Source organism: Actinomycetota bacterium, from assembly GCA_030019255.1.
Taxonomy (GTDB): Bacteria; Actinomycetota; Geothermincolia; order Geothermincolales; family RBG-13-55-18; genus Solincola_A.
Genome location: JASEFK010000001.1, coordinates 303053 through 328806, shown reverse-complemented (window position 1 = coordinate 328806; position 25754 = coordinate 303053). Strand labels below are relative to the sequence as shown.

Here is a 25754-nt window from a genome sequence, read left to right as displayed (position 1 = left end):
GACAACCCCGGAATGCGTCTCGTTCGCGCCTGTGCAGAGGCTTACCCTCTTGCGGCCCTTAACCCTCGGCGGCCAGCACCACCGGCAGGCAGCGATCGCAGAGCTCAGGATGGTCGGAATCCCGTCCCACCGAGGGGCGGTAGTTCCAGCAGCGGGAACATCTGGACCCCGGTGCCTTCCCCACCTCCACCCGGACCTCTTCCCCCTCCCCGTAGTCCACCTCCACCCTGGACACTATGAACAGGGTGGCCAGGAGCTCCTTCCTGGGCTCCACCAGTTCCTTCCACGATCCGGGCAGGGTCAGCCTCACCATGGCCTCCAGGGAGGTCCCCAGTTCCTTGGCCGTCCTCTTCTCCTCGATGGCCTTGGTCACCTGTTCGCGCAGGCGCAGCAGGTGGTCAAAAATCTCCTCCAGTCCGGCGTCCTCCAGCCCTTCCTCCACCTCCGGCCAGTCGGCGAGCTGCACGCTCTCCGGGTCTCCATCCCCGCGCATGACCTGCCACACTTCCTCCGCCGTGTGGCAGAGTATGGGGGCCATGAGCATGGTCATGGTCCTGAGCAGCTTCCACAAAGCCGTCTGGGAGGAACGCCTGGGACGCGAATCCGCGGCGAAGGTGTACAGGCAGTCCTTGCGCATGTCCAGGTAAAGGGCGCTGAGGTCCACGGCGCAGAAGTTGTGCAAGGCATGGAAGACCACGTGCAGCTGGTAGGCGTCCATGGCCTGGGTACACCTGCGCACCAGCCTCTGCAGCCGGGAAAGTATCCAGCGGTCCAGCTCCTCCATATCCTCCGGGGGAACGGTGTCCTCCGCGGGCCGGAAATCGTAGAGATTCCCCAGGAGGAAGCGCAGCGTGTTGCGTATGCGACGGTAGGCCTCCACCAGGCGGTCGAAGATCTCCCGCGAGGCGGGGATGTCCACCGTGTAGTCCGCCGCCGCCACCCAGAGGCGCAGGATGTCCGCCCCCAGCCGGTCGCATATCTCCAGGGGACTGATGACGTTGCCCAGGGACTTGGACATCTTCCGGCCCTCGCCGTCGACCACGAAGCCGTGGGTGAGCACGGAACGGTAAGGGGGTTCGCCCTTGGCCCCCACCGCGGTGAGCAGCGAGGTCTGGAACCATCCACGGTGCTGGTCGCTCCCCTCCAGGTACATGTCGCAGGGCCAGTAATGATCCTCCCACTGCAGGAGCACGGCCTCGTGGCTCACCCCGGACTCGAACCACACGTCCAGGATGTCCGTCTCCTTGCGCCACCTGGTTCCCCCGCATTCCGGGCAGCGGAAATCGGGGCCCAGTATCTCCTCCGCCTCCCGCAGGAACCAGGCGTCCGACCCCTCAGCGGCCAGGAGCTCCTCCGCCTTGCGCAGCGTCTCGGGGGTCATGATCTCCCTGCCGCATCCCAGGCAGTAGAAGGCCGGGATGGGTACCCCCCAGGCCCTCTGGCGGGATATGCACCAGTCCGGCCTGCTTTCCAGCATCCCCACCATGCGGCGGACGTTCCAGCCGGGTATCCACCGCACCTCCTTCACCGCCTCCAGGCACCGTTGCCGGAGGGTGGAGCCCTCGTATTCCCGGTCCACGCCCACGAACCACTGCGGGGTGGCGCGGAAGATGACCGGTCCCTTGCAGCGCCAGCAGTGGGGATAGGGGTGGAGCAGCTCACCCGACCCCAGGAGCAGTCCCCGACGGCGCAGGTCCTCCACGATGCGGGGGTTGGCGTCCTCGATGAAGAGCCCCTCGAACTCCGGGGCCTCAGAGGTGAACCTGCCCTGGTCGTCCACCGGCATGGGCATGGGAAGGTCATATTCCAGCCCCACCTGGTAGTCCTCCTCCCCGTGTCCCGGAGCGATGTGCACCGCCCCCGTGCCCTGTTCGGTGGTCACGAACTCCGATACCACCAGCATGGAGGGCCTTTCTCTCCAGGGATGCCGCGCCCGCAGGCCTTCCAGTTTTTCCCCGGTAAGTCGTCCCAGTTCCCGGTAATCCTCGATTCCCATCTCCGACAGCGCTTTCTCCAGCAGGGGTTCGCCGATTAGGAGGGCCGACCCATCGGTCTCGACCAGCACGTAGTTCATGTCCGGGTGCAGGGCCACGGCCACGTTGGCCGGGAGGGTCCACGGAGTGGTGGTCCAGATGACCACGCCGGCCTCACGGTCCTCGTGGCCGGGGATGGGATCAAGGAGGGGAAACTTCACGTAGATGGAGGGGGAGGTCTTGTCGTGATATTCGAGCTCCGCCTCGGCCAGGGCGGTCACGCAGCGGGGGCACCAGTGAATGGGCTTACGACTGCGGTACACCAGCCCCCTCCGGACCAGCTCGCCCAGGACGCGTATGTTGACCGCCTCGTAGGCGGGCTTCAGGGTCAGGTAGGGGTTCTCGAAATCGCCCCGTACTCCCAGGCGCTGGAACTGGGAGGACTGCCGCTCCACGAAATGCAGGGCGTAGTCACGGCAGCGCCTGCGGACCTCCATGACGTCCAGCTTTCCCCTCTCCTCTCCCAGCCTCTTCTCCACCTCGTGCTCGATGGGCTGCCCGTGGCAGTCCCAGCCGGGGACGTAGGGGCAGAAATAACCCCGCATGCTCTTGTACTTGACGATGATGTCCTTGAGGATCTTATTCAGGGCCGTTCCCAGGTGAATATCACCGTTGGCGTAGGGAGGCCCGTCGTGAAGGATGAAGGACGGCCGCCCCCGGTTCTTCTCCAGCACCCGGCGGTAGATATCCATTTCCTTCCAGAAGCGCTGTATCTCCGGCTCGCGGCGCGGCAGGTCGGCCTTCATGGGGAATTCCGTGCGGGGCAGGTTAAGCGTCGATCGGTAGTCCATGCCGTCCTCACTCCGTGTCCTCCGTTTATTTTGCTCCATTATTATCACGCGGACTGCCGTGGCGCAACAGACGTCCCGCGACCGGACGCGTGGAGCGCGGCACTTTTCTTCCGGGCTCGATACTCCGCCGCTCGAGCGCCGGCGTCCGGAAACCCGACCTGGCGCACGCAACGTGTCGACGGTCATAGAATGTGCATTATGGACCGTTCTCCATCCGTGCCGACGCTTGCTTCACCGTTTCAAAACCGAGAGGCGGACCGCTGGGGCGTATCGGATGGCCTATAATCAATCCATGGCACGAGGCGATTCTCCTCTCCGGCCTTCCAAGCGGGGTGCCCTCCTCGACTTGAGGGTGCGCCCCGGTTCCTCCCGCAGCGGGGCGGTGGAGGTGCGGGAGGGAAGGCTGGTGCTGGCCGTGCACGCGGCCCCCGAGGCCGGAAAGGCCAACCGCGAGGCGCTGAAAATACTCTCCGGGATGCTGGGGGTGGCGGCGTCGGAACTGGAGCTGGTACGTGGGGCCTCCTCCCGCAACAAGACCGTGTTGCTGAAGGGCATGACCCTCGAGGAGGCCGAAATCCGGCTTTCAAAATATTTTACTATTAAATAGTTAATATGAAACTATAGGGAAGTGCCGGTCCGCAAAAGGCTCCCCCCGTCCGCCGGGTTCTACGCTCGCTTCCGTCACCGCTCGAGGTGGAAGTCCATCTTCCCCGTCTCCGGACAACACGAAAAGCCCCCGGATGCACGCTCCCGGGGGCCATTTTGCGTCCTATCAGGCTGCAAGGGATCGTCGATGACCCACTGTCCCTCCCGACGACTCCGAGTCCTCACTCCCAGAAGAAATGCTTCTCCTTTTCCTCCCGCGACGGAGGCTCGGCCGCCGGAGGAGGCGTCTCCTCCCTTTCCTCCCTCCTGAGGGAACGCTCCAGGATCTCCATCTCTTGCTCCGGGGTCACCGCGGGTCCGGCCGGCGGGAGCTCGAAGCGCGGTTCCGGGGCCACTTCCGGTTGAGAGGCCGGTGCCGCGTAAGCGGGGGCAACCCTTTCTCCGGGAGCCGCAGGTCTCTCCCCACCGGCAGGCGCCTGCAGGGCCGCCTCCACCACCGGCGGCACGGACGGCGTTTCCGCTACTCTCCGGGCCGGCCCTTCCACCACGCCGGGCTCCGTCACGCCGGCGGGTGCGGCCATGGGCTGTACGGACGCCCCGGCGGGCTCCGCCGCGGCGGTGGGAGACCTCTCGGGGACCGGCTCCCGGATCTCGACGGATGCCAGGCGCGCTTCGTATTCCCGGATGAGTCCCTGGTTCCTGTCCAGCATCTCCCGGATGGTAGCGATGTACCGCAGCACCTGCTCCCGTATCCCGGCATAGGACTGCAGGATACGCTCCCTCTCCGTCTTGGCCTCCTCCAGGATGCGCAGGCTGCGCTCCTGGGCCTCCTTGAGCTGCGCTTCCGCCTGCATCCTGGCTTCCTGGACGATGTTGTCCGCGCTCTTCTGGGCGTTTATGAGGGCGTTCTGGAGGGTCTGCTGCATGGAATCGAACTGGGCCACCTTCTCCCGCATGCTCTCGATGAGCTCAGCCTGTTCCTGGTTGCGGTGAAGGAGCCTGTCCAGCTCGTCCGCCACCATATCCAGGAAGGAGTCCACTTCCTCCTTGTTGTATCCACCCACACGTACGGTACTGAATTCCTTGTGATGGATATCCATGGGGCCGATAGCCAATTCAACCGCCTCCTTCTTCAACCGCCTTGGGTTTCCCGTTTCCGGGTCTTCCCGATATCCCGAAAACCGCCTCTCGCCAAAAGCTTCCGAGTATCTATATCGACGCCTCGCCTCATCTAAATAACACCGAAACGACCCACTGCAGGAGGGCGATGATGCAGATGGCCACGAAGGGGGAAGCATCCAGGGCCACCCTCCCGCTCATGGGTATGGCTGGTATTATCCTTCTCAATGTGGATAGCATCGGCTCCGTGAGGTCGTAGATCAGCACCACCAGGGAGCGCAGTCCCCGCGGCCAGCGTACCGGAAACCAGCTTATAAGCACCCGGCAGACGATCAGCCACATGTAGACGAAGAGTATCCACCACAGGACCTCCCCCAGGAGCCGCAATTCACACCTCCCTGGCCCGGCGATAGGCCGCTTCCACGGCCTTGAAGAAAGCCGCCCGCACACCTCCCTCCTCCAGGGCCTCCAGAGCCATGATGGTGGAGCCGCCGGGCGAGGCCACCATATCCTTCAGGCGCGAGGGTCCGTAATCGAAGAGGCGGAGCATCTGGGCGGCGCCCAGCATGGTCCCCGCTACCAGCCTGAGGGCCAGCTCCCGGTCCAGCCCCAGCTTCACCCCGGCGTCGGCCAGGGCCTCGGCGATGAGGTAGAAATAGGCCGGTCCGCAACCGGAGAGGGCCATAGCCGCGTCCTGGTAGGCCTCATCGACGCGGTAGACGTCACCCAGCCGGCTGAAGATGTCCGCCACCCGCTCCATGTCCTCCTCGCGGGCATGCCTTCCCGGGCTGATCACCGATACCGCCGCCCCGGCCATGGCCGGGTTGTTGGGCATGACCCTGACCACCGGTATGCCCTCCGGAAGCCTCTCCTCTATGTGGCGGGTGGATTTTCCCATGGCGATAGAGATCAGCAATTGGCCCGCATGGACCGTTCCCGCTATCTCCTCCAGCACCTCGTCGAACTGCTGCGGCTTGACCGCCAGGACGAGCGTCTCCGATCCGGCCGCGGCCTCCCGGTTATACGTGGTAATCCCGACTCCGTACTCCGCTGCCAGTTCCTCGAGTCTATGCCGGTCGACGTCGGAAACCAGGACCTCCTCCCCCCGGCACCAGCCGGAGGCGATGAGTCTGGACAGCATGGCCCCGGCCATCCTCCCGCCCCCGATAAAAGCTATCCTTGCCATGCGCACCTCGTCTTGAGATCACCCAAAAACCCCGGCCAAAGCTGCGCTCAGAACCCTTGCCCTTCAGGGGTCATCGAAACCCCCCGGGCAACGGACATTAGAACTGGTTGAAGAAGCCCCTTTCCCGGAGCCAGCGTTTGTCCTCGGCGGAAACCTCCACGTTGTGCGGGGTAAGAAGGAAAACCCGGTCCGCCACGCGCTGTATGCCTCCGTCCAGCCCGTAGGTGAGGCCGCTGGCGAAGTCTATGAGCCTCTTGGCCAGCTCGGGGTCCGCCTGCTGGAGATTGATGATCACCGGTATGTCCGCCTTGAACTTCTGCCCGATCTGTTCGGCTTCGTTGAAGGACTTCGGCTCCACCATGTGTACCCTCACCTGCCGGCTGGATACCGGCTGCAGGGAGGAGACTTTGGCATCCTCGAGCAGGGCTCGCCGGGACGGAGGAGCTTCCGGAACCTCGGACTCCTCGTATTCCATCAGCTCCTCGAACTCGTCGTCCTCCACCAGCCCCAGGTAGATCAGGGCCTTGCGAAAGAACCCAGCCATGGCATACCTCCCATGAAGATTTTAACCCGAGAAGACGGCCGTGCCCACCCGGACCAGATCCGCTCCTTCTTCCACCGCGACCTCGTAATCCTGGGTCATGCCCATGCTCAGGTGATCCAGGCACGTCTCCGGGAAGGACCTCCTCAGCTCCTCCCTCAACTCGCGCAGGCGCTGGAAAAAGGGCCGGGCGGATTCCCCCTCCGCCCAGGCAGGGGCCATGGTCATCAGCCCCTTCACCCTCAATCCCGGAAGTGCGGCCAACTTCTCCAAAAGCTCCTCCGCCTCCCCGGGGGCGATGCCGAACTTGCTGGCCTCCCCGGAGACGTTCACCTGCAGGAGCACCTCCTGTACCGTTCCCAGCCTGCACGCCCGGGCGGAGACGACCTCCGCCAGCCTCAGGCTGTCCAGGGAATGGATGAGCCTCACCTTTCCCACTACCATATTAACCTTGTTGGTCTGCAGATGGCCAACGAAATGCCACTCCACGTCATCGGGAAGCGCGGCCATCTTCTCCCGCAGCTCCTGGGCCCGATTCTCTCCCAGGGACCTGTGTCCCGCCGCAAGGACCTCCTTTATCTCGCTTACCGTTCTGCCCTTGCTCACCACCACCAGCTTAACCTCGCCGGGATCCCTTCCCGCCCTTTCGGCGGCCCGGGCTATGCGTTCCTTCACCCTGAGCAGGTTGTCCCTTATTTCCATATCCCCCCTCGTCTCACGGCGAAACGTTCATTCCTCGAAACCCACCCAGGTCACGCCGGAAATTCCGCTCAGCTCGTCCACCACCTCGAGGACGTCCACCTTTCCGGAGACGGTGGCCCGGAGCAGGATGACGCATTCCCCCTCTCCAGCCCTGCAGCTTTCCATCCTCAACAGCACGTGGGGTATGCGGCGGGCATCCAGTACCTCCCGCACCTCCTGCACCAGACCCTCGCGGGGTGTGGAGCGGACGGTGAAGTACAGCCTCCTCCTCAGGAACCGGGAGATGACCCGGGATTCCACCCAGGGTAGGGCGAGGAGCACCAGGAGGATGATCCCGGTGCAGTATCCCGCGGTCACCAGGTACCCGGCCCCGGCGGCCATGCCCACCGCCGCCGTGGCCCACATGGTGGCCGCCGTGGTGATGCCCACCACGTGGGTGCCCCCGTAGATGACGATAACCCCGGCGCCCAGAAAACCTATACCCACCACTATCTGCGCCGCCACCCGTGCGGTGTCCGCTTCGGGGAAGGCGGTGAGGGAGAGCAGGGTGAAGAGGGCGGCTCCGAGGGAAACCAGTATGTAGGTGCGGAACCCGGCCGGGCGGTCCCCGCGTTCCCTTTCCACGCCGATGATCCCGCCGCAGGCGGCGGCCACCAGAAGGCGCAGAATTATTTCCGTCTCCTTCACCAGCCCATCCTCAGTAACCGTAGGTGATGCGGAAGTCCTCGAACTCCCCCCGGTATTCCTCCCAGGCCACCTCCACGTCGGTGACCCGCGAGGACGGGGAACCCTTCCAACACCATTCCACCATCTTCCGCACCGCCTCCTCCTCTCCCTCGAAGACCGCCTCCACCCGACCGTCGCGGATGTTGCGCACCCATCCCTTGACGCCCAGCCTCCGGGCAGCGTCCTGGGCGTAGGAACGGTAATAAACACCCTGAACCCGCCCGCTCACCCACACATGAGCCCTCGCCTTGGCCATCTTACCCTCTCCGTGACTTCCTTTCCCTTATCAAGACTCACTATGGACGATGTTGCGGCGGCGCGGTCCGCGCCTCCGGTCTACTTCCATCCCGGCGGGCACAACCACTAGCATTCCTCAGGGGAGCAGGAATACGAAGGCACCCTGCCTCCCCGTCACCCCCTCCCTCCGGAAGGAGAAGAAGTCCTCGTCACAACAGGTGCACCCTCCTACCCGAAGGATATTTTCCTCCCGCAGGCCCGCCCGCAACAGGTTGATGCGGTTGGCGCGGAAGAGATCCAGGCGGCGCTCCCCGTCACCCGTGACTACCCCGCTCTCCTCGCCATATTTTTCGACGAAGAGGAGGGCTCTGCCTTTATCCACGCGGTAGCAGCAGGGGCCGATGGCCGGTCCCATGACCGCGCGCACCTCCTCGGGACGCACCCCCAGGGAGCGCAACCTCCGGAGGGCCTCCCCTGCTATATCATTGAGTGTACCCCTCCATCCCGCGTGGAGCATGGCCACCCCTCGCGGGGAGGGGAACCCAAGGGCCAGGGGCACGCAATCCGCGGTCAGCGCCGCCAGCACTAGCCCGGGTCGGGTGGTGAAGAGGCCGTCGGCGGCCGGGACGACCCTCTCCCTCCGCCTTCCGCCCCCGAGCACCCGGCGTACCCGGGTCCCGTGGACCTGGCGCATGAAGACCACGTCCCGGAGCTCCACCCCGAGACGCTCCGCCACCCGGGAGCGGTTCTCCAGGACATTACGGGGATCATCCCCGTTGTTCACGGAGAGGTTTAGGGAGGCGAAGGGCGGCGGGCTCACGCCTCCCCAACGGCGGGTGAAATAAAGGGCCATGCCCTCCCCCAGAAGGCGGCCCGCTTCCAGCCAGTCCGCGTTCCCTTCCTTAATCCCCTTCCCCTCCGCTTTCCTCACGGTCCAGCACCTCGAGGAGAACCTTGGCGATGCGCCTCCCCACCACCTTCTGGGCGGTCAGCCGCAGGTTCTCGAACTCCACGGATTCCCCTTGCTTGGGAATTTTTCCCATGAGGTTGTACATGAGGCCCCCGAGGGTATCCCACTGGTGTGCCGGTAACCGGATCCCCAGCATCTCGTTGAGGTCGTCGATGGAGATGCGGGCGTCGAAGGTGTACCGGCCGTCCCCCAGGCTCTCGTAGAGCTCGCGTGCGCTGTCGTATTCGTCGAATATCTCCCCCACGATCTCCTCCAGCAGGTCCTCGATGGTCACCAGCCCCGAGGTCCCGCCATACTCGTCGAGGACGATGGCCATGTGGATGGTGAGGGCCCTCATCTCGTTGAGCAGTTCGCTCACCCGCTTGGTCTCGGGGACGAAGTAGGCCTCCCGCAGGAGGTCCCTGGGACGGGCATCGCTCTCTCCCCGCTTGAGATAGGGAAGGAGGTCCTTGGCATAGAGCACCCCCACGATGTGGTCGAAGTCGCGCCGGTAGACGGGGATGCGGGAGAAGCCGGAGCTCATGATGACCTCCAGGGCTTCCTCCATGCTCGCCCCTTCCTCCAGCATGACCATGTCCGTGCGCGGGATCATAACCTCCCTCACCAGGGTGTCTCCGAACTCGAAGATGGAGTGGATGAGTTTCTTCTCCTCCTCCTCGATGACCGCCTGTTCCTCCGCCGCGGTGACCAGGGCCTTGATGTCCCCTTCGGTCACGAAGGGTCCCTCCCGCATGGTCTTCCCACCGCACAGCCTGATCAGGCCGTTGGAGATGGCGATGAGGAACCGCACCAGGGGATAGAAGATGGCGGAGAGCACTCTAACCGCCGGGGCGACCAGAAAGGCGGTGCTCTCGGGATGGTTGGTGGCATAGGTCTTGGGGGCCATCTCGGAGAAGATGAAGATGAGAAAGGTCATCACCCCCGTGGCGATGGCCGTGGGGCCTGGCAGACCCAGTCCCAGGGCCAGCCCGGTGGCCAGGGCCGAAGCCCCCACCTGTACCAGGAGGGTGAGTATGAGGATGGTGGAGAGGAAACGGTTGGGCTGCTCCAACAGCCTCTCCAGGCGCTCCGCCCTCCGGTCTCCCTCCTCCCGCCTGGAGCGCACCCGGTAGCGGTTCACGCTGACCAGCGATATCTCCGCCATGGCCAGGAAAGCCGCCGCCAGGAGCAGTCCAACCAGCACCGCCACCCTCCAAGCAATAGCCCCGCCCGTGAGGGATGCGGCAGTCAAGGGATAGGGGGCCGCCTGGCTCACCGCCGGGCCTCCTCCTTCAAGCCCAGGATCTCCCGGGCCTTGCGGTCCATGAGCATCGCTTCTTCCTCGCTTTGGTCGTCATAACCCAGAAGGTGCAGGACGCCATGCACGGCCACCAGCTCCAGTTCCCTTCCCTCCTCCACTCCGTATCGTTTCCGGTGGCGGCGCACGAAGGCCGGGCATATAAGTACGTCCCCGAGGAGAAGGGAGCCTCCGTCGGTCTCTCCCAGGGGGAAGGCCAGGACGTCGGTGGGGCCCTCCCGGCAGAGATATCTTCGATTGTAATCCGCCATCTCCCTCTCGGTCAGGGCGGTGAGCGATACCACGCATTTCCCTCCCGCCCCCTCCGAGCGCAGGGCTTTCAGGCAGGCCCTGCGCAGGGCCTCCTCGTCGAAGGCGGAGCGGCTGCGGCGATTGACCAGGACCCGCATTTACGCCCCCTCCTCCTTCACCAGCGCCGGGTATTCCACCCGCACGTGGTACATGCCGCACAGGACGCGGGTGAACTCCCTGGTTATTTTTTCCAGATCGGCCAGGGTCAGCCCCGATTCGTCCAGCTGCCCGTCGTCCAGCCTCTCCCGGATCATGTTGCGCACCAGCTGTTCCAGCTGGACCGGGGTGGGCCGGTCGAGGGCCTTGGCCGCGGCCTCCACGGCGTCGGCCAGCATGACCACCGCCGCCTCCTTGGTCTGCGGCTTGCGTCCCGGGTAGCGGAAACGGGCCTCGGTAACCTTCTCGGCGGGGCCCTTATCCTTCAGCGCCTGGGCATAGAAATAGCGCACCAGGGAGGTCCCGTGGTGCTGGCGTATGATCTCCATCACCTCGGACGGAAGCCGGTATTCCCTGGCCAGCTCCACCCCCTCCTTGACGTGGGCGGTGATCACCAGGGCGCTGAGGTTGGGCTTCAGCCCGTTATGCCCGTTGAATCCCTCCGGCTGGTTCTCCACGAAGAAGGAGGACCTCTTCACCTTCCCCACGTCATGATAGTATGAAGCCACCCGGGTAAGGATGGGATCGGCGCCTATGGCCTGGGCGGCCGCCTCGGCCAGGTTGCCCACCACGATGCTGTGGCTGTAGGTTCCCGGGGCCTTGCTTATAAGGAGCTTCATCAGCGGGTGGTCTGGCGAGGCCAGCTCGAGCATGTGCATGGGGGTGAGGGTACCGGATATCCTCTCCATCACTGGTATGGCCCCCAGGGTAAGAAGCACGCAGAGAGCCCCGTTACCCAGGCCGATGGCGCCGGAGAGGAATACCAGGCGCAGCTCCTTGAAAAGGGAAGCGGTCAGCATGGCGGCGAGGGCCAGGAACAGCGAGATTCCCATGCCCGCTTTCAGCAGCATGTCCCTCTTCCTGAGGCGCCCGATGGCCATGGCCCCGGCCATCCCGGAGAGCAGCACGTATACCGCCAGGGGGAAATTGCCCTTGAGCAGGATGCCGCCCACGATCCCGGCCGTCACCGCCGTGAACAGGGCGGTCAGGTTATCCAGCACCGCTGCCAGGGTCAACCCCACCAGCGCCGAAGGCACCAGGTAACCCCACAGAGGGTTCTGGTCCGCGAAGAGGGCGAAGAGGCGCGCCAGGAAGACATAGGCCAGGAAGAGCAGGCAGAGGGCGGCCATGGACCTCCACTCCGCCAGCTCCGCTTCCCGGTAACGGAGAAAGAAGAAGGCCGCTCCCAGGTAGACCAGGACGGTGATGAGCGCCACCCCCACCACCTGCTGGTAGCTGCCCATGGGCGACAGGGCCCCGACCTCCCGCAGGGAGGCCAGGATGAGGGGGGTAATGATCTCCCCCTTGCCCACTATCTTCTGCCCGGCCACGTAGCGGACGTAAACCGGCGGCACGGCCCGGGCGGCCTCCTCCACGTCCCGCATAACCGCCTCCGCCGAATAGGCCGTGTTGATGGCGAGAAAAGCGGAGGCGAGTTCGGCCGCGGCCCTGCGGAACTCCTCCACCAGCGACAGGGACATGGCCTTTTCCGACGCCTCATTCCTGACCTTTTCCAGGTTGTCGTAGGAGACCGGACGGGACATGGCCTGGCTCACCAGCTGGGAAACGGAGGCGTGGAGTAATCTCGCGTCCTCCGGTGAGGAACCCAAGAGCACCTTCAGGGTACCCTCGCTCATGCCGGTACCGAACTCCTGGCGCAGGGCGGCTATTTTCTCCGCTTCCGCCGTCTCCGCGTCGCGCAGTTCGGCCACTTGCGAGAAGAAGCTCTCCAGGCGCAGCAGGGCCCGGTTGAGGGCCTCCCGGTTGACGAAGATGTCCTGGACCCTCCGTCTCTCCTGGTCACGTAAAAGCTCGGTGCCTTCCTCGTCCAGCACCTCGAAATCGCGAGGGGAGATGATCGTCTCGGTGCTCGGCTTGCCCACCTCGAAGCGTGCCGGCCTGGGCAGATATTCGAAAACCAGGACGGCGAGCAGGATAAGGAGAGCGGCGAGAGAGACCAGAAGTGACCTGACCTTTCCCGAGGCGGGAAACCTTGCTTTCCGTCCCTTCCGGGACCGTTTTGAACCTTCCTTGTCTTCCATGGCTCTTATTTTTCTATTATACACCAGTCGCAACCCCGGAACGCGTTGAGCTGGGGTCCCAGGTTCTTCCAGCGGATCGACGGAGGGTGCCGGTCACTTGCTTCCTTCCTCGCTCCTCCCGGAACGCAGGTCGTAGAGGCGGTAGGCCTTGACGATCTCCTGGACGATCTTGTGCCGCACCACGTCGCGTTCGTCCAGGTAGACGAACTCGATGCCCTCGATGCCGGTGAGTATCTCCCGCACCACGTTCATCCCCGAGGGCTGCCCGCCGGGAAGGTCTATTTGGGTGATGTCCCCGGTCACCACCGCCTTGGAGCCGAATCCCAACCGGGTCAAGAACATCTTCATCTGCTCCGGGGAGGTGTTCTGGGCCTCGTCCAGGACGATGAAGGAATCGTTGAGGGTGCGCCCCCGCATGTAGGCCAGGGGCGCGACCTCGATGATTCCTTGCTCCATGTACCTGGTGAATTTCTCTACCTCCAGCATCTCGTAAAGGCAGTCGTAGAGCGGGCGCAGGTAGGGGTCCACCTTCTGGTACATGTCCCCGGGCAAAAACCCCAGTTTCTCCCCTGCCTCCACCGCGGGCCGGGTCAGGATTATCCTCCCCACCTCCCTGGAAAGGAGGGCCTTCACGGCCATGGCCATGGCCAGGTAGGTCTTACCGGTTCCCGCCGGACCGATGGAGAAGACGATGGTGTTGTTGCGGATGGCCTCCACGTATCGCTTCTGGTTGGGGGTCTTGGGGCGGATGGCCTTACCTCTCCGGGAGATGATGATGTCCGAGAAGACCTCTGTGGGCTTGAGGTCCTCCTCCGCCAGGACCATCTCGATGGCCCGCTCCACGCTCTCGGGAGTGAGGTCAATACCCGAGGTGAGCAGCATGATGAGCTCCTCGAAGAGCTTGGCCAGGGCCTCAAGTTCCTCTTCCTCCTCGCCGGAAATGATGATCTCGTTGCCGCGTACCAGGATGCTGCTGCGGAAGGACTTCTCCACGATCTTCAGGAGCTCGTCCCTCTCCCCCAGCAGGTTGACCATGGGCTGGTTGCCCGGGACGAGTATCTTGAGCTCCCGTCTGCCACCCTCGGCTTCCCGCGTTTTGTTATCCTGCGACAAGTTCCTCTCTACCTCCTCCGCTCAGCCCGGTGGCCAGAGCATCTGCCTCCCTCCCAGGACGTGGAAGTGGAGGTGAAAAACGCTCTGCCCCGCGCCCCTCTCCACGTTGGTGAGGATGCGCACTCCCGTTCCGGCTATGCTTTCCTCCTCGGATATACGCTGGATGACCTTGAAGATGTGGGAAAGCAGATCCCCGTCCTCCTCCCCCAGGTCGAAGGCCGTGCGCAGGTGCTTGCGGGGGATCACCAACACGTGCACGGGGGCCTGGGGATTGATGTCCCGGAAGGCCACCACCCGGTCGTCGGAATAGACGATCTCGGCGTCCATTTCCCCCTCCGCTATGCGGCAAAAGATGCAGTCCTCCATCTTCACCTCCCCTTGTGCTCCCCGATGTCTCTCCTCTTGCCCTCGACGTCATAAAACGGGTGTCACTACCGCCCTGCCTCCAACGCCTTCTCGCTCCCCTATTTCTCCTTACCCACCAGACTTCCTCCTCCGCCCGCCGGTACCGCCAGTGCCCTTCCATCAACCACGCCCTCCAACCTCACCCGTACCAGGGAGCCCGGAACCGGGGCGGAGTTCTCCCGGCGAAGCAGGGCCTTCACGTAATCCTCCGTGGTACCCAAAAAGACCTTCTCTCCGTCCCGGAGGGCTTCTCCTTCAACCAGCAGGTCCCGTTCCTCCCCCAGGTGGCGGCGGATGTATTCCAGCCGCCACCGCTCGGCCAGCAGGCGGAGGTGCTCCGACCTTTTTTCCGCTTCCTCCGCGTCCACCTTTTCCCTCCTTTCCCAGGCCCGGGTACCGGGACGCGGGGAGAAACGGAAGACGTGAACCCTGGAGACGCCCGCCTTCCGCAGGACCTCCACCGTACGCTGGAAGGCCACGCGGTCCTCGCCGGGATAACCCACTATCACCTCCGTGGTCAGGGCCGCCCCGGGCCACAGGCGGCGCAGCCTACCCGCCATCTCCAGGAACTGCCAGGAATCGTAGCCCCTGCCCATTTCCCGCAGGATGCGGTCATCGCCGCTCTGCAGCGGGATGTGCAGGTGAGGGCAGACCCTCTCTTCTCGGGACCACTCCTCCAGCCATTCCGTGCGCAGGTCCTCGAGCTCGATGGAGCTCAGGCGGACCCGGAAACCGCCCTCCAGCCCGAGGATCTCCCTTACCAGGGTTCCGAGGTCGTAACCTTCATCCTTTCCATATCTTCCCAGGTTCACCCCGCTCAGCACCAGCTCGCGGCATCCCCTGTCCAGGAGACGAGCAGCGACCTCCCGGACCTCGTCCAAAGGGCGGGAACGCTCCGGGCCGCGGGCAAGGGGAACCACGCAGTAGGAACAGTTCCTCTGGCACCCGTCCTGGACCTTGATGAAGCCCCGGGAACGCCCGGCCCGGTACTCGTCCGGCTCCCGCGGAGGCGGCAGCATGGCGTGTATTCTCTCCGCCCAACCGTCCTTTTCCCGGTTGGGTATCAGGGCTACCACGCCCGGCATCCGGGAGAGCGACTCCGGATTCAACTCCGCGTAGCAGCCGGCCACCACCAGGCTGCAGGCTCCCCTCCGGGCCAGGCCCCGGATGAGCTTGCGACACTTGCGGTCGCTCTCCGCGGTAACCGTGCAGGTGTTGACCACGCACAAATCAGCCTCTGCCGGATCCCTTACCAGGCGGTGGCCGAGCCGTGCAAGTTCCATGGCCAGTTCCTCGTTCTCCGCCTGGTTTACCTTGCACCCCAGGGAATAAACGGCCACCTTTCCCATCTTCCACCAGCGTCTTCCATTCCAACCGGTCCGTTGCGGCACGGGTTTTTCAAAAAACTCTACAAGAGCCCGAAAAAGGCCCTTCCCGCGGCAAGCATGACCGCGCCCGCCGACTCCGCACGCAGGTTGTACCTGCCCAGGGTCACGGAGACGGCTCCCGCCTTGAGGAGCTGTTCCCTTTCCTCAATCTCGAATCCGCCTTCCGGCCCCACCAGCAAGGCCACCTCTTCCTCCATCCCGCGAAGCGCTTCCGCAACGCGGATACCGCCCCGCTCATCGGCCAGCAGGGTCACGGGCGAGGAGGAAACGCATCCTATCAACCCCTCCCAGGTCAGGGGCTCCTCCACCCGAGGCAGGTAAGCCCTGCCGGCCACCCGGGAGGCATCCCGGACCACCCGACGCCATCTCTCCAGCCTTCCGGGGTCCGGAAGGGGGCGCGAGCGCCGGGAGAGGAAGGGGATAACCCCGCCGACCCCCAGCTCAACGCTGCGCCGCAGCGCTTCCTCCATGCGGGAGGAGGGAAGCGTTGACTGGTAGAGGAGGAAACGCGGCCTTTCCTCCTCCTCCCGGCGTCGGTCCAGGATCTCGAGCCTGGTGCGGCGGGGCGTTATCTCGGCCACCACCGCGCGGTAGACCATCCCCCTGCCGTCCAGCAGAAGGGCCTCCTCGCCGCGCCTTAGGCGCAGGACCCGGACGTGATGATGCTCCTCGTCCTCAAGATAGACGCAGTCCGCGGTTTCCGCGAGATCCTCGAGGTAGAACCTGGCGATCGTCAATGCTGGGGCCTCATCGCCTTTCTCAAACGTTCCCGCCAGCCCTGCCCTTTGCGTTTCTCGGATTCCAATCTCTGGAATTCCCCCAGGAGCCTCCTCTGTTCCGCCGTGAGGTCGTGGGGCACCTGGACGTCCAGCACCAGGTACAGGTCGCCTCTGCCCCGGGAACGTAGGCGAGGCATCCCCTTGCCCGGGAGTCGGAAGACCTGGCCGGGCTGGCTGCCGGCGGGAATGGTGAGCTTCTCCGTCCCGTCCAGGGTGGGTACCTCCACTACCGTGCCCAGGGCGGCCTCCGCCATGCCCAGTTCCACCACCGCTCGGAGGTCGTTACCCTCCCGTTGCAGGAACTCGTGTTCCGCCACGTGCACCTCCACGTAGAGGTCGCCGGGTGGGCCTCCCAGGAATCCCGCCTCGCCCTTTTCCGGCACGCGTATGCGGTCCCCATCGTCGATACCCGCCGGTATCTCCACCTCCACGGGGTCCACGGCCTCCACCGCCCCCGATCCGCCGCAGCGGGGACAGGGGTGGGTGTTTATCTCCCCCTGGCCCCCGCAGCGCCGGCAGGTGGTAGAGGAGGTGAAGGTGCCGAAGGCGCTGCGCCGGATGTGGGTTATCCTCCCCTCCCCTCCGCACTCCGGACAAAGGTCCATGGCGTAACCGCTCTCCACCCCGGTCCCGCCACAGGAATCGCAGGTCATGTGGCGGGGGACCTCCACCACCTTGTCCACGCCCCGGTAGGCTTCCTCCAAGGTTATCTCCACCACCGCCACCAGGTCGCTTCCTCTGCGAGGGGCGTGAGCCGTGCGGGTGCGCCCCCTTCCGAAGAAAAGGTCGAACAGGCCATCGAAGGGATCTCCGAAGCCCTCGAAGCCGCGCTCGAAGACGGAGGGCGTGCCGGAGGCGTCCCCGTAGAGGTCGTACCTCCTCCTCTTGGCGGGATCACCAAGGACCTCGTAGGCCTCGTTTATCTCCTTGAAGCGCTCTGCGGCCTCGCGATCGCCGCGGTTCACGTCGGGGTGGTAGCGGCGAGCCAGCTTTCGGTAGGCTTTCTTGATCTCCTCCTGATCCGCGTGCCGGGAAACGCCCAGAACCGCATAATAGTCCTTCATGATACCCACACTTCACCCCCTCAACCCCTCAGCATCTCCAGGGTGCGGCTGAGGGATTTGGCGATGAAGTCCACAGTGGGGATCACCCTGGCGTAGTCCATGCGCGTGGGTCCCAGGACGCTGACCGTCCCCATGGTCTCCTCGCCCACCGCGTACGGGGTGGCCACCAGGCTGAAGTACTGCAGCTCCTTGAAGACGTTCTCGTCCCCGATGCGCACGGTGAGCTCCTTGGCCCGGATGACCTCTCCGAGCAGGTTGAGGAGGAAATACTGTTCCTCGAAATGCCGGAGCAGGCTTTCTATGCGGCTCCTGCCCTCCTCGTCCAGGTAGCGGAGCAGGTTGGTGGTCCCGCCCACGTAGATCTTCTCGTACTGGTCCTGGGTGAGGATGTCCCTTATGGTCTCCACCACCCTCTCGGCCAGCCGCGCGGCCCTGGGGTCGCGCATGCCCTTTCTTGCGCGGAATTCCCGCAGGTCCTCGGAGCCCTTTCCCTGCAGGTGGCGGTTCAGATATCCCTGCACCGCGTCCAGGTCCACTTCCTGTTCCCCCGTTTCCAGGTCCAGGAGCTTCTTCTCCACGCGTCCGGTGTCGGTGATGATCACCAGGAGCATAGCCTCCCCGGCCAGCCTCACCAGGTCGACATGCTTGATGAGGTTGCGGCGGAGGGTGGGGGCTATGACCATGGCCGCCGTGCTGGTTAGACGGGAAAGCAGGTTGGTGGTCTCCTGGAGCAGGTCCTCGAGCTCCTTGGTCTTGCTGGAGAAGAGGGTGAGGATGGCCTCCTTCTCCTCCTCCCGCAGGCGGGTGCGTCCGATGAGGGAATCCACGTAGAAACGGTATCCCAGGGGCGTAGGCACCCTCCCGGCGGAGACGTGGGGCTGGTAGAGATAGCCCATCCCCTCCAGCTTGTTCAGCTCGTTGCGTATGGTGGCCGGGCTGATGCCCAAATTTAGGCTTTCCGCCAGGGACTTGGAGCCCACCGGGACCCCGGTCATTATATACTTGTAGACGACCGCCTTGAGTATCTTCTGCTGCCTCTTGTCCAGCATTAGCACTCTCCTCCTTTGAGTGCTACTCAATAAATAAGTTACCCGCAGCGGCAACGGCCCGTCAAGCGCACATGAGGTCGGCGATCACCGCGTTGGAGAGCAACATCCCAGGCGGGGTGAGAAACACGCGCCTCCCGGTTCTGCGCAGCAGTCCCAGGGATTCCATTTCCGCTATCTTCTCGGTCTTCCCCAAAAGACGCTCCGGCACTCCCCTGGATGTACGCAGCCCGAGCATTATCCTCTCCTCCCGGATCTCCTTCCCCTCCAGGTTCTGTTCTTCCGCCACGGGAAGTTCTCCTTTCCGGAGGTCATTGAGGTAGCCCAGGACGCTTTCCCGGTTCCGGAAGCGCCGTCCCCTCCACAGCGAATGGGCGCCCGCTCCCACTCCCAGGTATTCTTCACGCCTCCAGTAGGCCATGTTGTGTCGGCACTCGTGTCCCGGAAGGCAGAAATTGGAAATCTCGTAATGGAGGTATCCGGCCTCCGCCAGAATTTCCCTGGCCATGAGGTACTCATCCGCCACCTCGTCCTCGTCGGGTAGGAGAACTTCCCCGCGTAGCACGGCGTCCGCCAGAGGCGTACCGGGATGGAGGGTGAGGGCATACAGGCTCAGGTGATGGGGCGAGAGCTCGAGGGCCCTTTCCAGGTCTTTCCCCAGGTAGCCGCCCCAGCCGAGTGGAAGACCATAGAGCAGATCCAGGGACACGGAAGGTATGCCGGCGCGGCGGGCATTCTTCACCGCCCTCCGCACCTCTTCGGAATCGTATAATCTTCCCAGTCGACACAGGCAACCATCCTCCATCGACTGGGCCCCGATGCTCACCCGGTTCACCCCCGCGAGCCGCGCCCGCCGGAAGTCCTCCATCCCCCAGGTGGCGGGGTTCACCTCCACGCTGATCTCCGCATTCCGCCGGAATCCGAACAACCGCCCCACCAGGGACACCAGCTCGCCCACCTCTCCGCCGGACAGGGTGGACGGCGTTCCGCCGCCCAGGTACAGGGAGCGTAAGCCGGCTCCCCGACGGATCCCACCGGCGCGTATTTCCAGTTCCTTCCTGAGAGCCACGGCGTATTCTCGCATGAGGCGACGGTTCGCCGTGCGGGCCACGAAATCACAGTACGGGCAGCGGCGGTGGCAGAAGGGCCAGTGGACATACAGCCTCATCTTGGCCTCTCCTCCCTTCCCATGCGGAGGGCGGAGATGAAAGCCTCCTGGGGGATCTCCACCTTCCCCACCATCTTCATTCTCTTCTTGCCTTCCTTCTGCTTTTCCAGGAGTTTCTTCTTGCGCGTCACGTCACCTCCGTAACATTTGGCCAGGACGTCCTTGCGCCGGGCCTTGATGGTCTCCCGGGCCACCACCCGGCTGCCCACCGCCGCCTGCACGGGCACGTCGAAGAGCTGGCGGGGGATGAGCTCCCGCAGCCTCACCACCACCCGCTTCCCGAACTCGTGGGCTCGCCCCCTCTCCACGATGGAGGACAGGGCGTCCACCGGCTCGCCGTGAATAAGGATGTCCAGCTTCACCAGGTCCCCGGGAAGGAAGCCCAGGTGCTCGTAGTCCAGGGAAGCGTATCCCCGGCTTCGCGACTTGAGCTGGTCGTAGAAGTCCACCACCATCTCCGCCAGGGGGAGGCGGCAGCGGAGTTCGACGCGTCGCCCCGAGAGGTAGGTCATGTCCTGGTATACGCCCCGCCGCTCCTTGACCAGCTCCAACACCGGTCCCACGTAATCCGGGGGAACCAGGATGGTGGCCTGTACGTAGGGCTCGCGTATCTCGCGCACCACGGCCATGTCCGGGAGCTCGGAGGGGCTGTGGATGTGGATGACTTCGCCGTTCCTCTTTTCCACCTCGTAGACCACGTTGGGCGCGGTGATCACCAGGTCCAGGCCGTATTCCCTCTCCAGCCGCTCCTGGACGATCTCCATGTGCAAAAGCCCCAGGAAACCGCAGCGGAAGCCGAACCCCAGGGCCTTGGAGTTCTCCCGGGTGAAGGTGAGGGCGGCGTCGTTAAGCTTCAGCCTCTGCAGGGCCTCTTCCAGCTCCTGGAAGTCATCGGAGTCCACGGGATAGATGCCGGCGAAGACCATGGGCTTGGGCTCGCGGTAGCCGGGGAGGGGTTCCGCGGCCGGGCGGTCGTATCCGGTGACCGTATCCCCCACCTTGATGCGGCTCACATCCTTGACCCCGGTGATGATGTAGCCCACGTCCCCTGCTTCCAGTTCCTGGCAGGAGGTCATGTCGGGGGAGAAATAACCCACCTCGTCCACCTCGGCCCGGGTTCCCGAGGCCATGAACAGGACCCGGTCCCCCTTGGCTACCCTTCCCTCCATCACGCGGATGAAGGCCACCACACCCCGGTAGGTGTCGTAGGAAGAGTCGAAGACCAGGGCCCGCAGGGGAAGCTCCGGGTCTCCTCCCGGGGGAGGGACCTCCTCTACCACCCGGCGCAGGAGCTCCTCCACCCCCTCGCCGGTCTTGGCCGAAACCCCCATGACCTCGGCGGGATCGACCCCCAGGAGGTCGGCCAGCTCCATACTTGTTCCCTCCATGTCCGCCGCGGGCAGGTCTATCTTGTTCACCACCGGAATGATGGAAAGGCCCGCCTCCACCGCCAGGTAGGCGTTCCCCACCGTCTGGGCCTCCACCCCCTGGGCGGCGTCCACCAGGAGGACGGCTCCCTCGCAGGCGGCCAGGCTCCGGGAAACCTCGTAGGAGAAGTCCACGTGCCCCGGGGTGTCGATGAGGTTGAGGCGGTAGACGTCACCCGGTTCAGGAGACCATTCCATGCGCACTGCCTGGGCCTTGATGGTGATGCCCCGTTCCCGCTCCAGCTCCATGCGGTCCAGATACTGATCGGCCATTTTCTGCCGGGGGACGGTCTCCGTGATCTCCAGGAACCTGTCCGCCAGGGTGGATTTGCCGTGGTCTATGTGGGCGATGATGCAGAAGTTCCTAATCCTGTCCCTTTCCATGTCATAAACACCGAGGTAATTATATCAGCCGTCACGCTGCGGACAGGCCCACGCCGTTCCGTCAATCCCTTTGCCAGGCACGCAGGTTGTGCTAAAATGGGCGCTGTTTGAGGAAAGGAGGAATGGCCCTTGCCCAACATCAAGCAGCAGGAGAAGCGCATGCGCCAGGCCGCCAAGCGCCGCCTGCGCAATCGTTCCCGCAAATCGGAAATCAAGACCTATATCCGCAAGTTCGAGGCCGCTCTGCAGCGCGGCGACCGGGAGGAGAGCGAGCTTTACCTCAAGAAAGCGGTGAAGGCCCTGGACAAGGCGGCGGGTGACGGCATCATCCACAAGAACAACGCCGCCAACCGCAAGTCGCGCATCATGCGCAAATTCAACCGCGCTTTCCTCAGCCAAGCGGAGGCCTGAACCGGAGGCTTCCCGAGGACCTCTTCGCCTCACCTCAAGGTGTCCCTTTATCGTAAAAGGCGGAAAGGGTGAGTCATTCTTCTGCGTGGGTTCGGCGGACGTGGGCACCGGCCTCGGGTCGGCGCAGGCGGGTTCCCAGTCCTCACAATGACCGTTCTCGCACCTTCACCATCGTATCCGGTGGACCATTTTACGCCGACGAGGGGAGGCTCACTCCATGCTCATCCGCGCCAGCCCGGTGGTCGTGGTCCTAGGGTGGCGGGTTCAGCGGAGGCGGGCGCCCAGCCTCTCTCCCAGCGCCTTCACGATCCTCTCCACGACCTGGTGGGCTTCCTCGTCCCGGAGGGTCCTGTCCAAGGCGTAGAAGACCAGGGCGTAGGCCAGACTCTTCTCTCCCTCGGCCAGCTGCCCGCCGCGGTAGAGGTCGAAGAGCCGTACCTCGCGCAGCAACTCTCCTCCCGCCTCCCGGATAACCCCCTCCACTTCCGCGGCGTCCACTTCCTCGCGCACCACCACCGCCAGGTCCATCTGCACGGAGGGGAAGCGGGGGATGTCCCGGTAGGGAGGTACCGTCCGCGCCGCTTCCACCAGGGTGGAGACGTCCAGCTCCATTACCTCTACCCCGTTCTTGATGTCCAGGGCCTCCACCAGCCGGGGGTGAAGGGTTCCCAGGTATCCCGCCACCCTGTCCCCCAGCATCACCTCCGCGCTCCTGGCCGGGTGCAGGAAGGGGTACTCGGACCTCCGCAGGGACCATTCCTCCACGTGCAGGGCACGTGCAAGTGTCTCCAGGATCCCCTTCAGGACGAAGAAATCCGCCTCCACCGGCTCCTGGTCCCAGTCCTTGGGCATCCACCTGCCGGTCACCAGGCAACCTAGGAGCAGGGGCTCACGGGGCAGGTCTCCCTCTTGTTCCGGCACGAAGACCCGCCCCATCTCGAAGAGATGGACGTCCGCGATCCGCCGGTTGAGATTGAAGCGCGCTGCTTCCAAAAGCCCGGGGAGCAGCGTGGAGCGCATCACGGAAGCCTCCTCGCTCAACGGGTTGCGCAGGCGCAGGGGATTCTTCGGCAGGCGCTTTCCCTGCGGGTCAAGCAGGTCCATCCACCAGGAGGGGATGAAGGCCCAGGTGATGGCCTCGTGCAGACCGCAACCCACCATGATCCGGGCTATCTCCCGGCGCAACCTCTGCTCCCGGGTGAGGAAGCCCACGTTGTTGGGGGTGCGGGGCAGGGTGGCGGGTACCCTCTGGTAGCCGTAGATGCGGGCCAGCTCCTCCACCAGGTCGATCTCCCTCTCCAGGTCCGGCCGGAAGGTAGGCACTTTAACCTGCAGGACCTCCCCGCCTCCCGCCGTCCCGGCAACATGCGGGGGAAGCGAGGACCCTTCCTTTTCCCCGCCGGCGGAGGCCTCCCCGCTCTCCTCCCCCGGGTATACCTCCAGCTCCAGCGATTCGAGTATCCTGCGGGCCTCGGACGCGGAAAGGGATATCCCGATCAGCCTTGCGGCCCTTTGTACCCTCAGGCGCAGCTCCCGCAGGGCCAGCACCTCCGGCCTGGCCACCACGTCCACCGCCCCGGGACGTACCTTGCCTCCGGCGATCTCCCGCATGAGGAAGGCGGCGCGGTCGGCGGCATAGAGGCAACCCGCGGGATCGACCCCTCTCTCGAACCGGTAGGCGGCCTCCGAGGAGAGGTCGTGCCTCCGGGAGGTAAGCATGATGCCCGGGGCGCTGAAGTGGGCTGACTCCAGGAGAACCTTCACCGTGCCCGGGTTTACCTCGGTGTTCTCCCCGCCCATCACCCCCGCCAGGGCTACCGGGCCATCGGGGTCGCAGATGAGAAGGTCCTCGGGGTGGAGCTCCCTCTCCACCCCGTCGAGGGTGGTGAGGCGTTCGCCGTCCCGCCTGCAGCGGACGATGATATGCCCCTCCCGCAGGAGGTGATAATCAAAGGCGTGCAGCGGCTGCCCCAGCTCGAGCATCACGTAGTTGGTGACGTCCACCACGTTGTTTATGGGGCGCATTCCGGCGGCGCGCAGCCGGTTCCTCATCCACCAGGGCGCGGGGCCGATCCTCACCTCCTCGATGAGCCGGGCCACGTAGCGCGGGCATCTCTCCGCTTCCAGGATCTCCACTTTCACCTCGGCGGCGGTGGGCTCGCCCTCTTCGACCAGGCTGAACTGCGGCCGGCGGACCTCGCGCCCGGTGAGGGCAGCCACCTCCCGAGCCACGCCCAGCATGCTCAGGCAGTCGGGCCGATTGGGAGTTATTTCCAGGACGAGGACGATGTCCTCCACGTCCAGGGCCTCGGAAAGGTCCCTTCCCGGCTCGAGCCCCTCGTCGAGCTCCATGATGCCGGCGGCGTCGTCGGATATGCCCAGCTCCCTCTCCGAGAGCAGCATTCCGGAGGAGACCACCCCCCGTATCTCCGCTTCCCCGATGGCCGTCCCGTCGGGCAGCCTGCTGCCAGGGAGGGCCACCGGGGAGATCATCCCCGGCCGCACGTTGGGGGCGCCGCAGACGATGTCCCTGGTCGCTCCCCCCACGTCAACCCGGCACACGATAAGGCGGTCGGCGGAAGGATGAGGCGAAACCTCGAGAATCCTCCCCACCACGCACCCCGTCCATCCTCCGCTCACCTTCTCCACTCCCTCCACGGAAGTACCGGAAGCGGTGAGGAGTTCCGCCAGCTCCTCGGCGTCCAGAACCAGGTCCACGTACTCCGCAAGCCACTTCAAGGGAACGCGCATCCATCTCCACCCCCTCAGTACTGCCTCAGCAACCGCAGGTCGTTGTCGAAGAAGTAGCGGATGTCCGGCACGCCGTACTTGAGGAGGGCGATGCGTTCCACGCCCATGCCGAAGGCGAACCCGCTCCACTTCTCCGCATCGTATCCCACGTAGGCGAAGACGTTGGGGTCCACCATACCGGCGCCCAGGATCTCCAGCCATCCCGTTCCCTTGCACACCCGGCACCCGGCTCCCCCACACATGTTGCAGGACACGTCCACCTCCGCGCTGGGCTCGGTGAAGGGGAAGAAGTGGGGACGGAAGCGGACCTCCCGGTCCTCCCCGAACATCCTCTTGGCAAAGGTTACCAGGGTACCCTTGAGGTCCCCCAGGGAAAGGCCCTCGTCCACGGCCAGTCCCTCCACCTGGTGAAACATGGGAGAGTGGGTGGCGTCCGGGACGTCATGCCGATAGGCCTTGCCGGGGGCGATGATATAAATGGGGGGTGGGGTGGATTCCATGACCCTTATCTGCACTGGCGAGGTGTGAGTGCGCAGGAGCACGTCCCGCCGCTCGCTCCCGGGGACCTCCACGTAGAAGGTGTCCTGCAGGGACTTGGAGGGATGCCAATCCGGGGTATTGAGGGCCTCGAAGTTGTAATAGTCCAGCTCCACCTCCGGCCCTTCCGCCACCCGGTATCCGAGGCCAATGAAGATGTCCTCTATCTCCTCGATGATGGAGGAAAGGAGATGACGGGTGCCGTAGGGTATGCGTCTCCCCGGAAGGGAGATGTCCAGCCTTTCCCGGCGCAGGGATTCCTCCATCTCCGCCTCCCGGATGCGTTCCAGACGGGAGGCCAGCTCCTCCTCCAGCCCCTCCTTGAGCAGGTTGCCCAGCCGACCCGTGCTCCGTCTCTCCTCGGGGGGCAGGTCCTTGATGCCCTGCAGCACGGCGGTGACCGCGCCCTTCCTGCCCAGGTAGGCGACCCTTATTTCCTCCAGGCTTCGACCGTCCGCCGCCCTCGCCAGGTCTTCCTTCAATCTCCTGTACACCGGCCCCAGGCGGGGATGGGCCAGCATCTCCTCCTCCAGCTCCTCGGGGATCATGGCTTCACCTCTCTTGAGAAAACTCGTTACAACGAA

At 64.6% G+C, this 25754-nt stretch carries 24 protein-coding genes; 2 read left to right on the top strand and 22 right to left on the bottom strand.

The window, feature by feature from the left end; all coding sequences use genetic code 11:
• Positions 1 to 58 precede the first annotated feature (58 nt).
• Complete coding sequence (gene ileS, locus QME84_01545) at positions 59 to 2824, bottom strand: isoleucine--tRNA ligase (GenBank protein MDI6872959.1); 2766 nt, start codon at positions 2822 to 2824, stop codon at positions 59 to 61.
• Between the two features lie 292 nt (positions 2825 to 3116).
• Here ileS and QME84_01540 point away from each other — a divergent pair, with 292 nt between their 5' ends.
• Positions 3117 to 3431 (top strand): DUF167 domain-containing protein, encoded by a 315-nt coding sequence (locus QME84_01540; GenBank protein MDI6872958.1) that lies wholly within the window; start codon positions 3117 to 3119, stop codon positions 3429 to 3431.
• A gap of 220 nt (positions 3432 to 3651) precedes the next feature.
• Here QME84_01540 and QME84_01535 read toward each other — a convergent pair whose 3' ends face one another.
• The 19 genes from QME84_01535 to lepA all read right to left on the bottom strand — a co-directional run bounded on the left by QME84_01535 (position 3652) and on the right by lepA (position 21471).
• Complete coding sequence (locus tag QME84_01535; protein ID MDI6872957.1) at positions 3652 to 4545, bottom strand: DivIVA domain-containing protein; 894 nt, start codon at positions 4543 to 4545, stop codon at positions 3652 to 3654.
• 112 nt (positions 4546 to 4657) lie between these two features.
• Positions 4658 to 4936: a YggT family protein gene (locus tag QME84_01530; protein MDI6872956.1), complete on the bottom strand. Its 279-nt coding sequence runs from the start codon at positions 4934 to 4936 to the stop codon at positions 4658 to 4660.
• A gap of 1 nt (position 4937) precedes the next feature.
• Positions 4938 to 5735, bottom strand: coding sequence for a pyrroline-5-carboxylate reductase (gene proC / locus QME84_01525; GenBank protein MDI6872955.1), 798 nt, complete (start codon positions 5733 to 5735; stop codon positions 4938 to 4940).
• A 97-nt stretch (positions 5736 to 5832) separates the two neighbouring features.
• Positions 5833 to 6279, bottom strand: coding sequence for a cell division protein SepF (sepF, locus tag QME84_01520; GenBank protein MDI6872954.1), 447 nt, complete (start codon positions 6277 to 6279; stop codon positions 5833 to 5835).
• A gap of 21 nt (positions 6280 to 6300) precedes the next feature.
• Positions 6301 to 6978 carry a YggS family pyridoxal phosphate-dependent enzyme gene (locus QME84_01515; GenBank protein ID MDI6872953.1) on the bottom strand — a complete coding sequence of 226 codons (678 nt, stop codon included), beginning with the start codon at positions 6976 to 6978 and terminating at the stop codon, positions 6301 to 6303.
• A 27-nt stretch (positions 6979 to 7005) separates the two neighbouring features.
• Positions 7006 to 7665: an MgtC/SapB family protein gene (locus QME84_01510; protein MDI6872952.1), complete on the bottom strand. Its 660-nt coding sequence runs from the start codon at positions 7663 to 7665 to the stop codon at positions 7006 to 7008.
• Positions 7666 to 7675: 10 nt separating this feature from the next.
• The gene (locus QME84_01505) at positions 7676 to 7960 is read right to left on the bottom strand and encodes an acylphosphatase (GenBank protein ID MDI6872951.1); all 285 of its coding nucleotides are present in this window, start codon (positions 7958 to 7960) and stop codon (positions 7676 to 7678) included.
• Positions 7961 to 8077: 117 nt separating this feature from the next.
• Positions 8078 to 8872, bottom strand: coding sequence for a peptidoglycan editing factor PgeF (pgeF, locus tag QME84_01500; protein ID MDI6872950.1), 795 nt, complete (start codon positions 8870 to 8872; stop codon positions 8078 to 8080).
• Entirely contained in the window at positions 8844 to 10094 is a 1251-nt protein-coding gene (locus tag QME84_01495) for a hemolysin family protein (protein MDI6872949.1), read from the bottom strand. Before QME84_01495 ends, pgeF begins: the two co-directional genes overlap by 29 nt.
• 68 nt (positions 10095 to 10162) lie before the next feature.
• Positions 10163 to 10597, bottom strand: coding sequence for an rRNA maturation RNase YbeY (gene ybeY, locus QME84_01490; GenBank protein MDI6872948.1), 435 nt, complete (start codon positions 10595 to 10597; stop codon positions 10163 to 10165).
• Positions 10598 to 12697, bottom strand: coding sequence for an HDIG domain-containing protein (locus tag QME84_01485; GenBank protein ID MDI6872947.1), 2100 nt, complete (start codon positions 12695 to 12697; stop codon positions 10598 to 10600).
• Between the two features lie 93 nt (positions 12698 to 12790).
• A complete protein-coding gene (locus QME84_01480; protein MDI6872946.1) occupies positions 12791 to 13732 on the bottom strand; it encodes a PhoH family protein in 942 nt (313 codons plus the stop codon).
• Positions 13733 to 13831: 99 nt separating this feature from the next.
• The gene (locus tag QME84_01475; protein MDI6872945.1) at positions 13832 to 14176 is read right to left on the bottom strand and encodes a histidine triad nucleotide-binding protein; all 345 of its coding nucleotides are present in this window, start codon (positions 14174 to 14176) and stop codon (positions 13832 to 13834) included.
• 98 nt (positions 14177 to 14274) lie between these two features.
• On the bottom strand, positions 14275 to 15555 hold the full coding sequence (mtaB, locus tag QME84_01470; protein ID MDI6872944.1) for a tRNA (N(6)-L-threonylcarbamoyladenosine(37)-C(2))-methylthiotransferase MtaB: 1281 nt from the start codon (positions 15553 to 15555) through the stop codon (positions 14275 to 14277).
• A 68-nt stretch (positions 15556 to 15623) separates the two neighbouring features.
• Entirely contained in the window at positions 15624 to 16340 is a 717-nt protein-coding gene (locus QME84_01465; protein ID MDI6872943.1) for an RsmE family RNA methyltransferase, read from the bottom strand.
• Positions 16337 to 17446 (bottom strand): molecular chaperone DnaJ, encoded by a 1110-nt coding sequence (dnaJ, locus tag QME84_01460; protein MDI6872942.1) that lies wholly within the window; start codon positions 17444 to 17446, stop codon positions 16337 to 16339. Before dnaJ ends, QME84_01465 begins: the two co-directional genes overlap by 4 nt.
• A gap of 20 nt (positions 17447 to 17466) precedes the next feature.
• Entirely contained in the window at positions 17467 to 18495 is a 1029-nt protein-coding gene (hrcA, locus tag QME84_01455) for a heat-inducible transcriptional repressor HrcA (protein ID MDI6872941.1), read from the bottom strand.
• A gap of 61 nt (positions 18496 to 18556) precedes the next feature.
• Positions 18557 to 19660, bottom strand: coding sequence for a radical SAM family heme chaperone HemW (gene hemW, locus QME84_01450; GenBank protein ID MDI6872940.1), 1104 nt, complete (start codon positions 19658 to 19660; stop codon positions 18557 to 18559).
• The gene (gene lepA, locus QME84_01445; protein ID MDI6872939.1) at positions 19657 to 21471 is read right to left on the bottom strand and encodes a translation elongation factor 4; all 1815 of its coding nucleotides are present in this window, start codon (positions 21469 to 21471) and stop codon (positions 19657 to 19659) included. Before lepA ends, hemW begins: the two co-directional genes overlap by 4 nt.
• Before the next feature lie 129 nt (positions 21472 to 21600).
• Here lepA and rpsT point away from each other — a divergent pair, with 129 nt between their 5' ends.
• On the top strand, positions 21601 to 21882 hold the full coding sequence (gene rpsT / locus QME84_01440; GenBank protein MDI6872938.1) for a 30S ribosomal protein S20: 282 nt from the start codon (positions 21601 to 21603) through the stop codon (positions 21880 to 21882).
• A 264-nt stretch (positions 21883 to 22146) separates the two neighbouring features.
• On the opposite strand, the gene pheT is transcribed toward rpsT, so the two are convergent.
• Together pheT and pheS are read right to left on the bottom strand one after the other, a co-directional pair.
• Positions 22147 to 24633 (bottom strand): phenylalanine--tRNA ligase subunit beta, encoded by a 2487-nt coding sequence (pheT, locus tag QME84_01435; GenBank protein MDI6872937.1) that lies wholly within the window; start codon positions 24631 to 24633, stop codon positions 22147 to 22149.
• A gap of 14 nt (positions 24634 to 24647) precedes the next feature.
• Positions 24648 to 25691: a phenylalanine--tRNA ligase subunit alpha gene (gene pheS / locus QME84_01430; protein ID MDI6872936.1), complete on the bottom strand. Its 1044-nt coding sequence runs from the start codon at positions 25689 to 25691 to the stop codon at positions 24648 to 24650.
• Between the last annotated feature and the right edge of the window lie 63 nt (positions 25692 to 25754).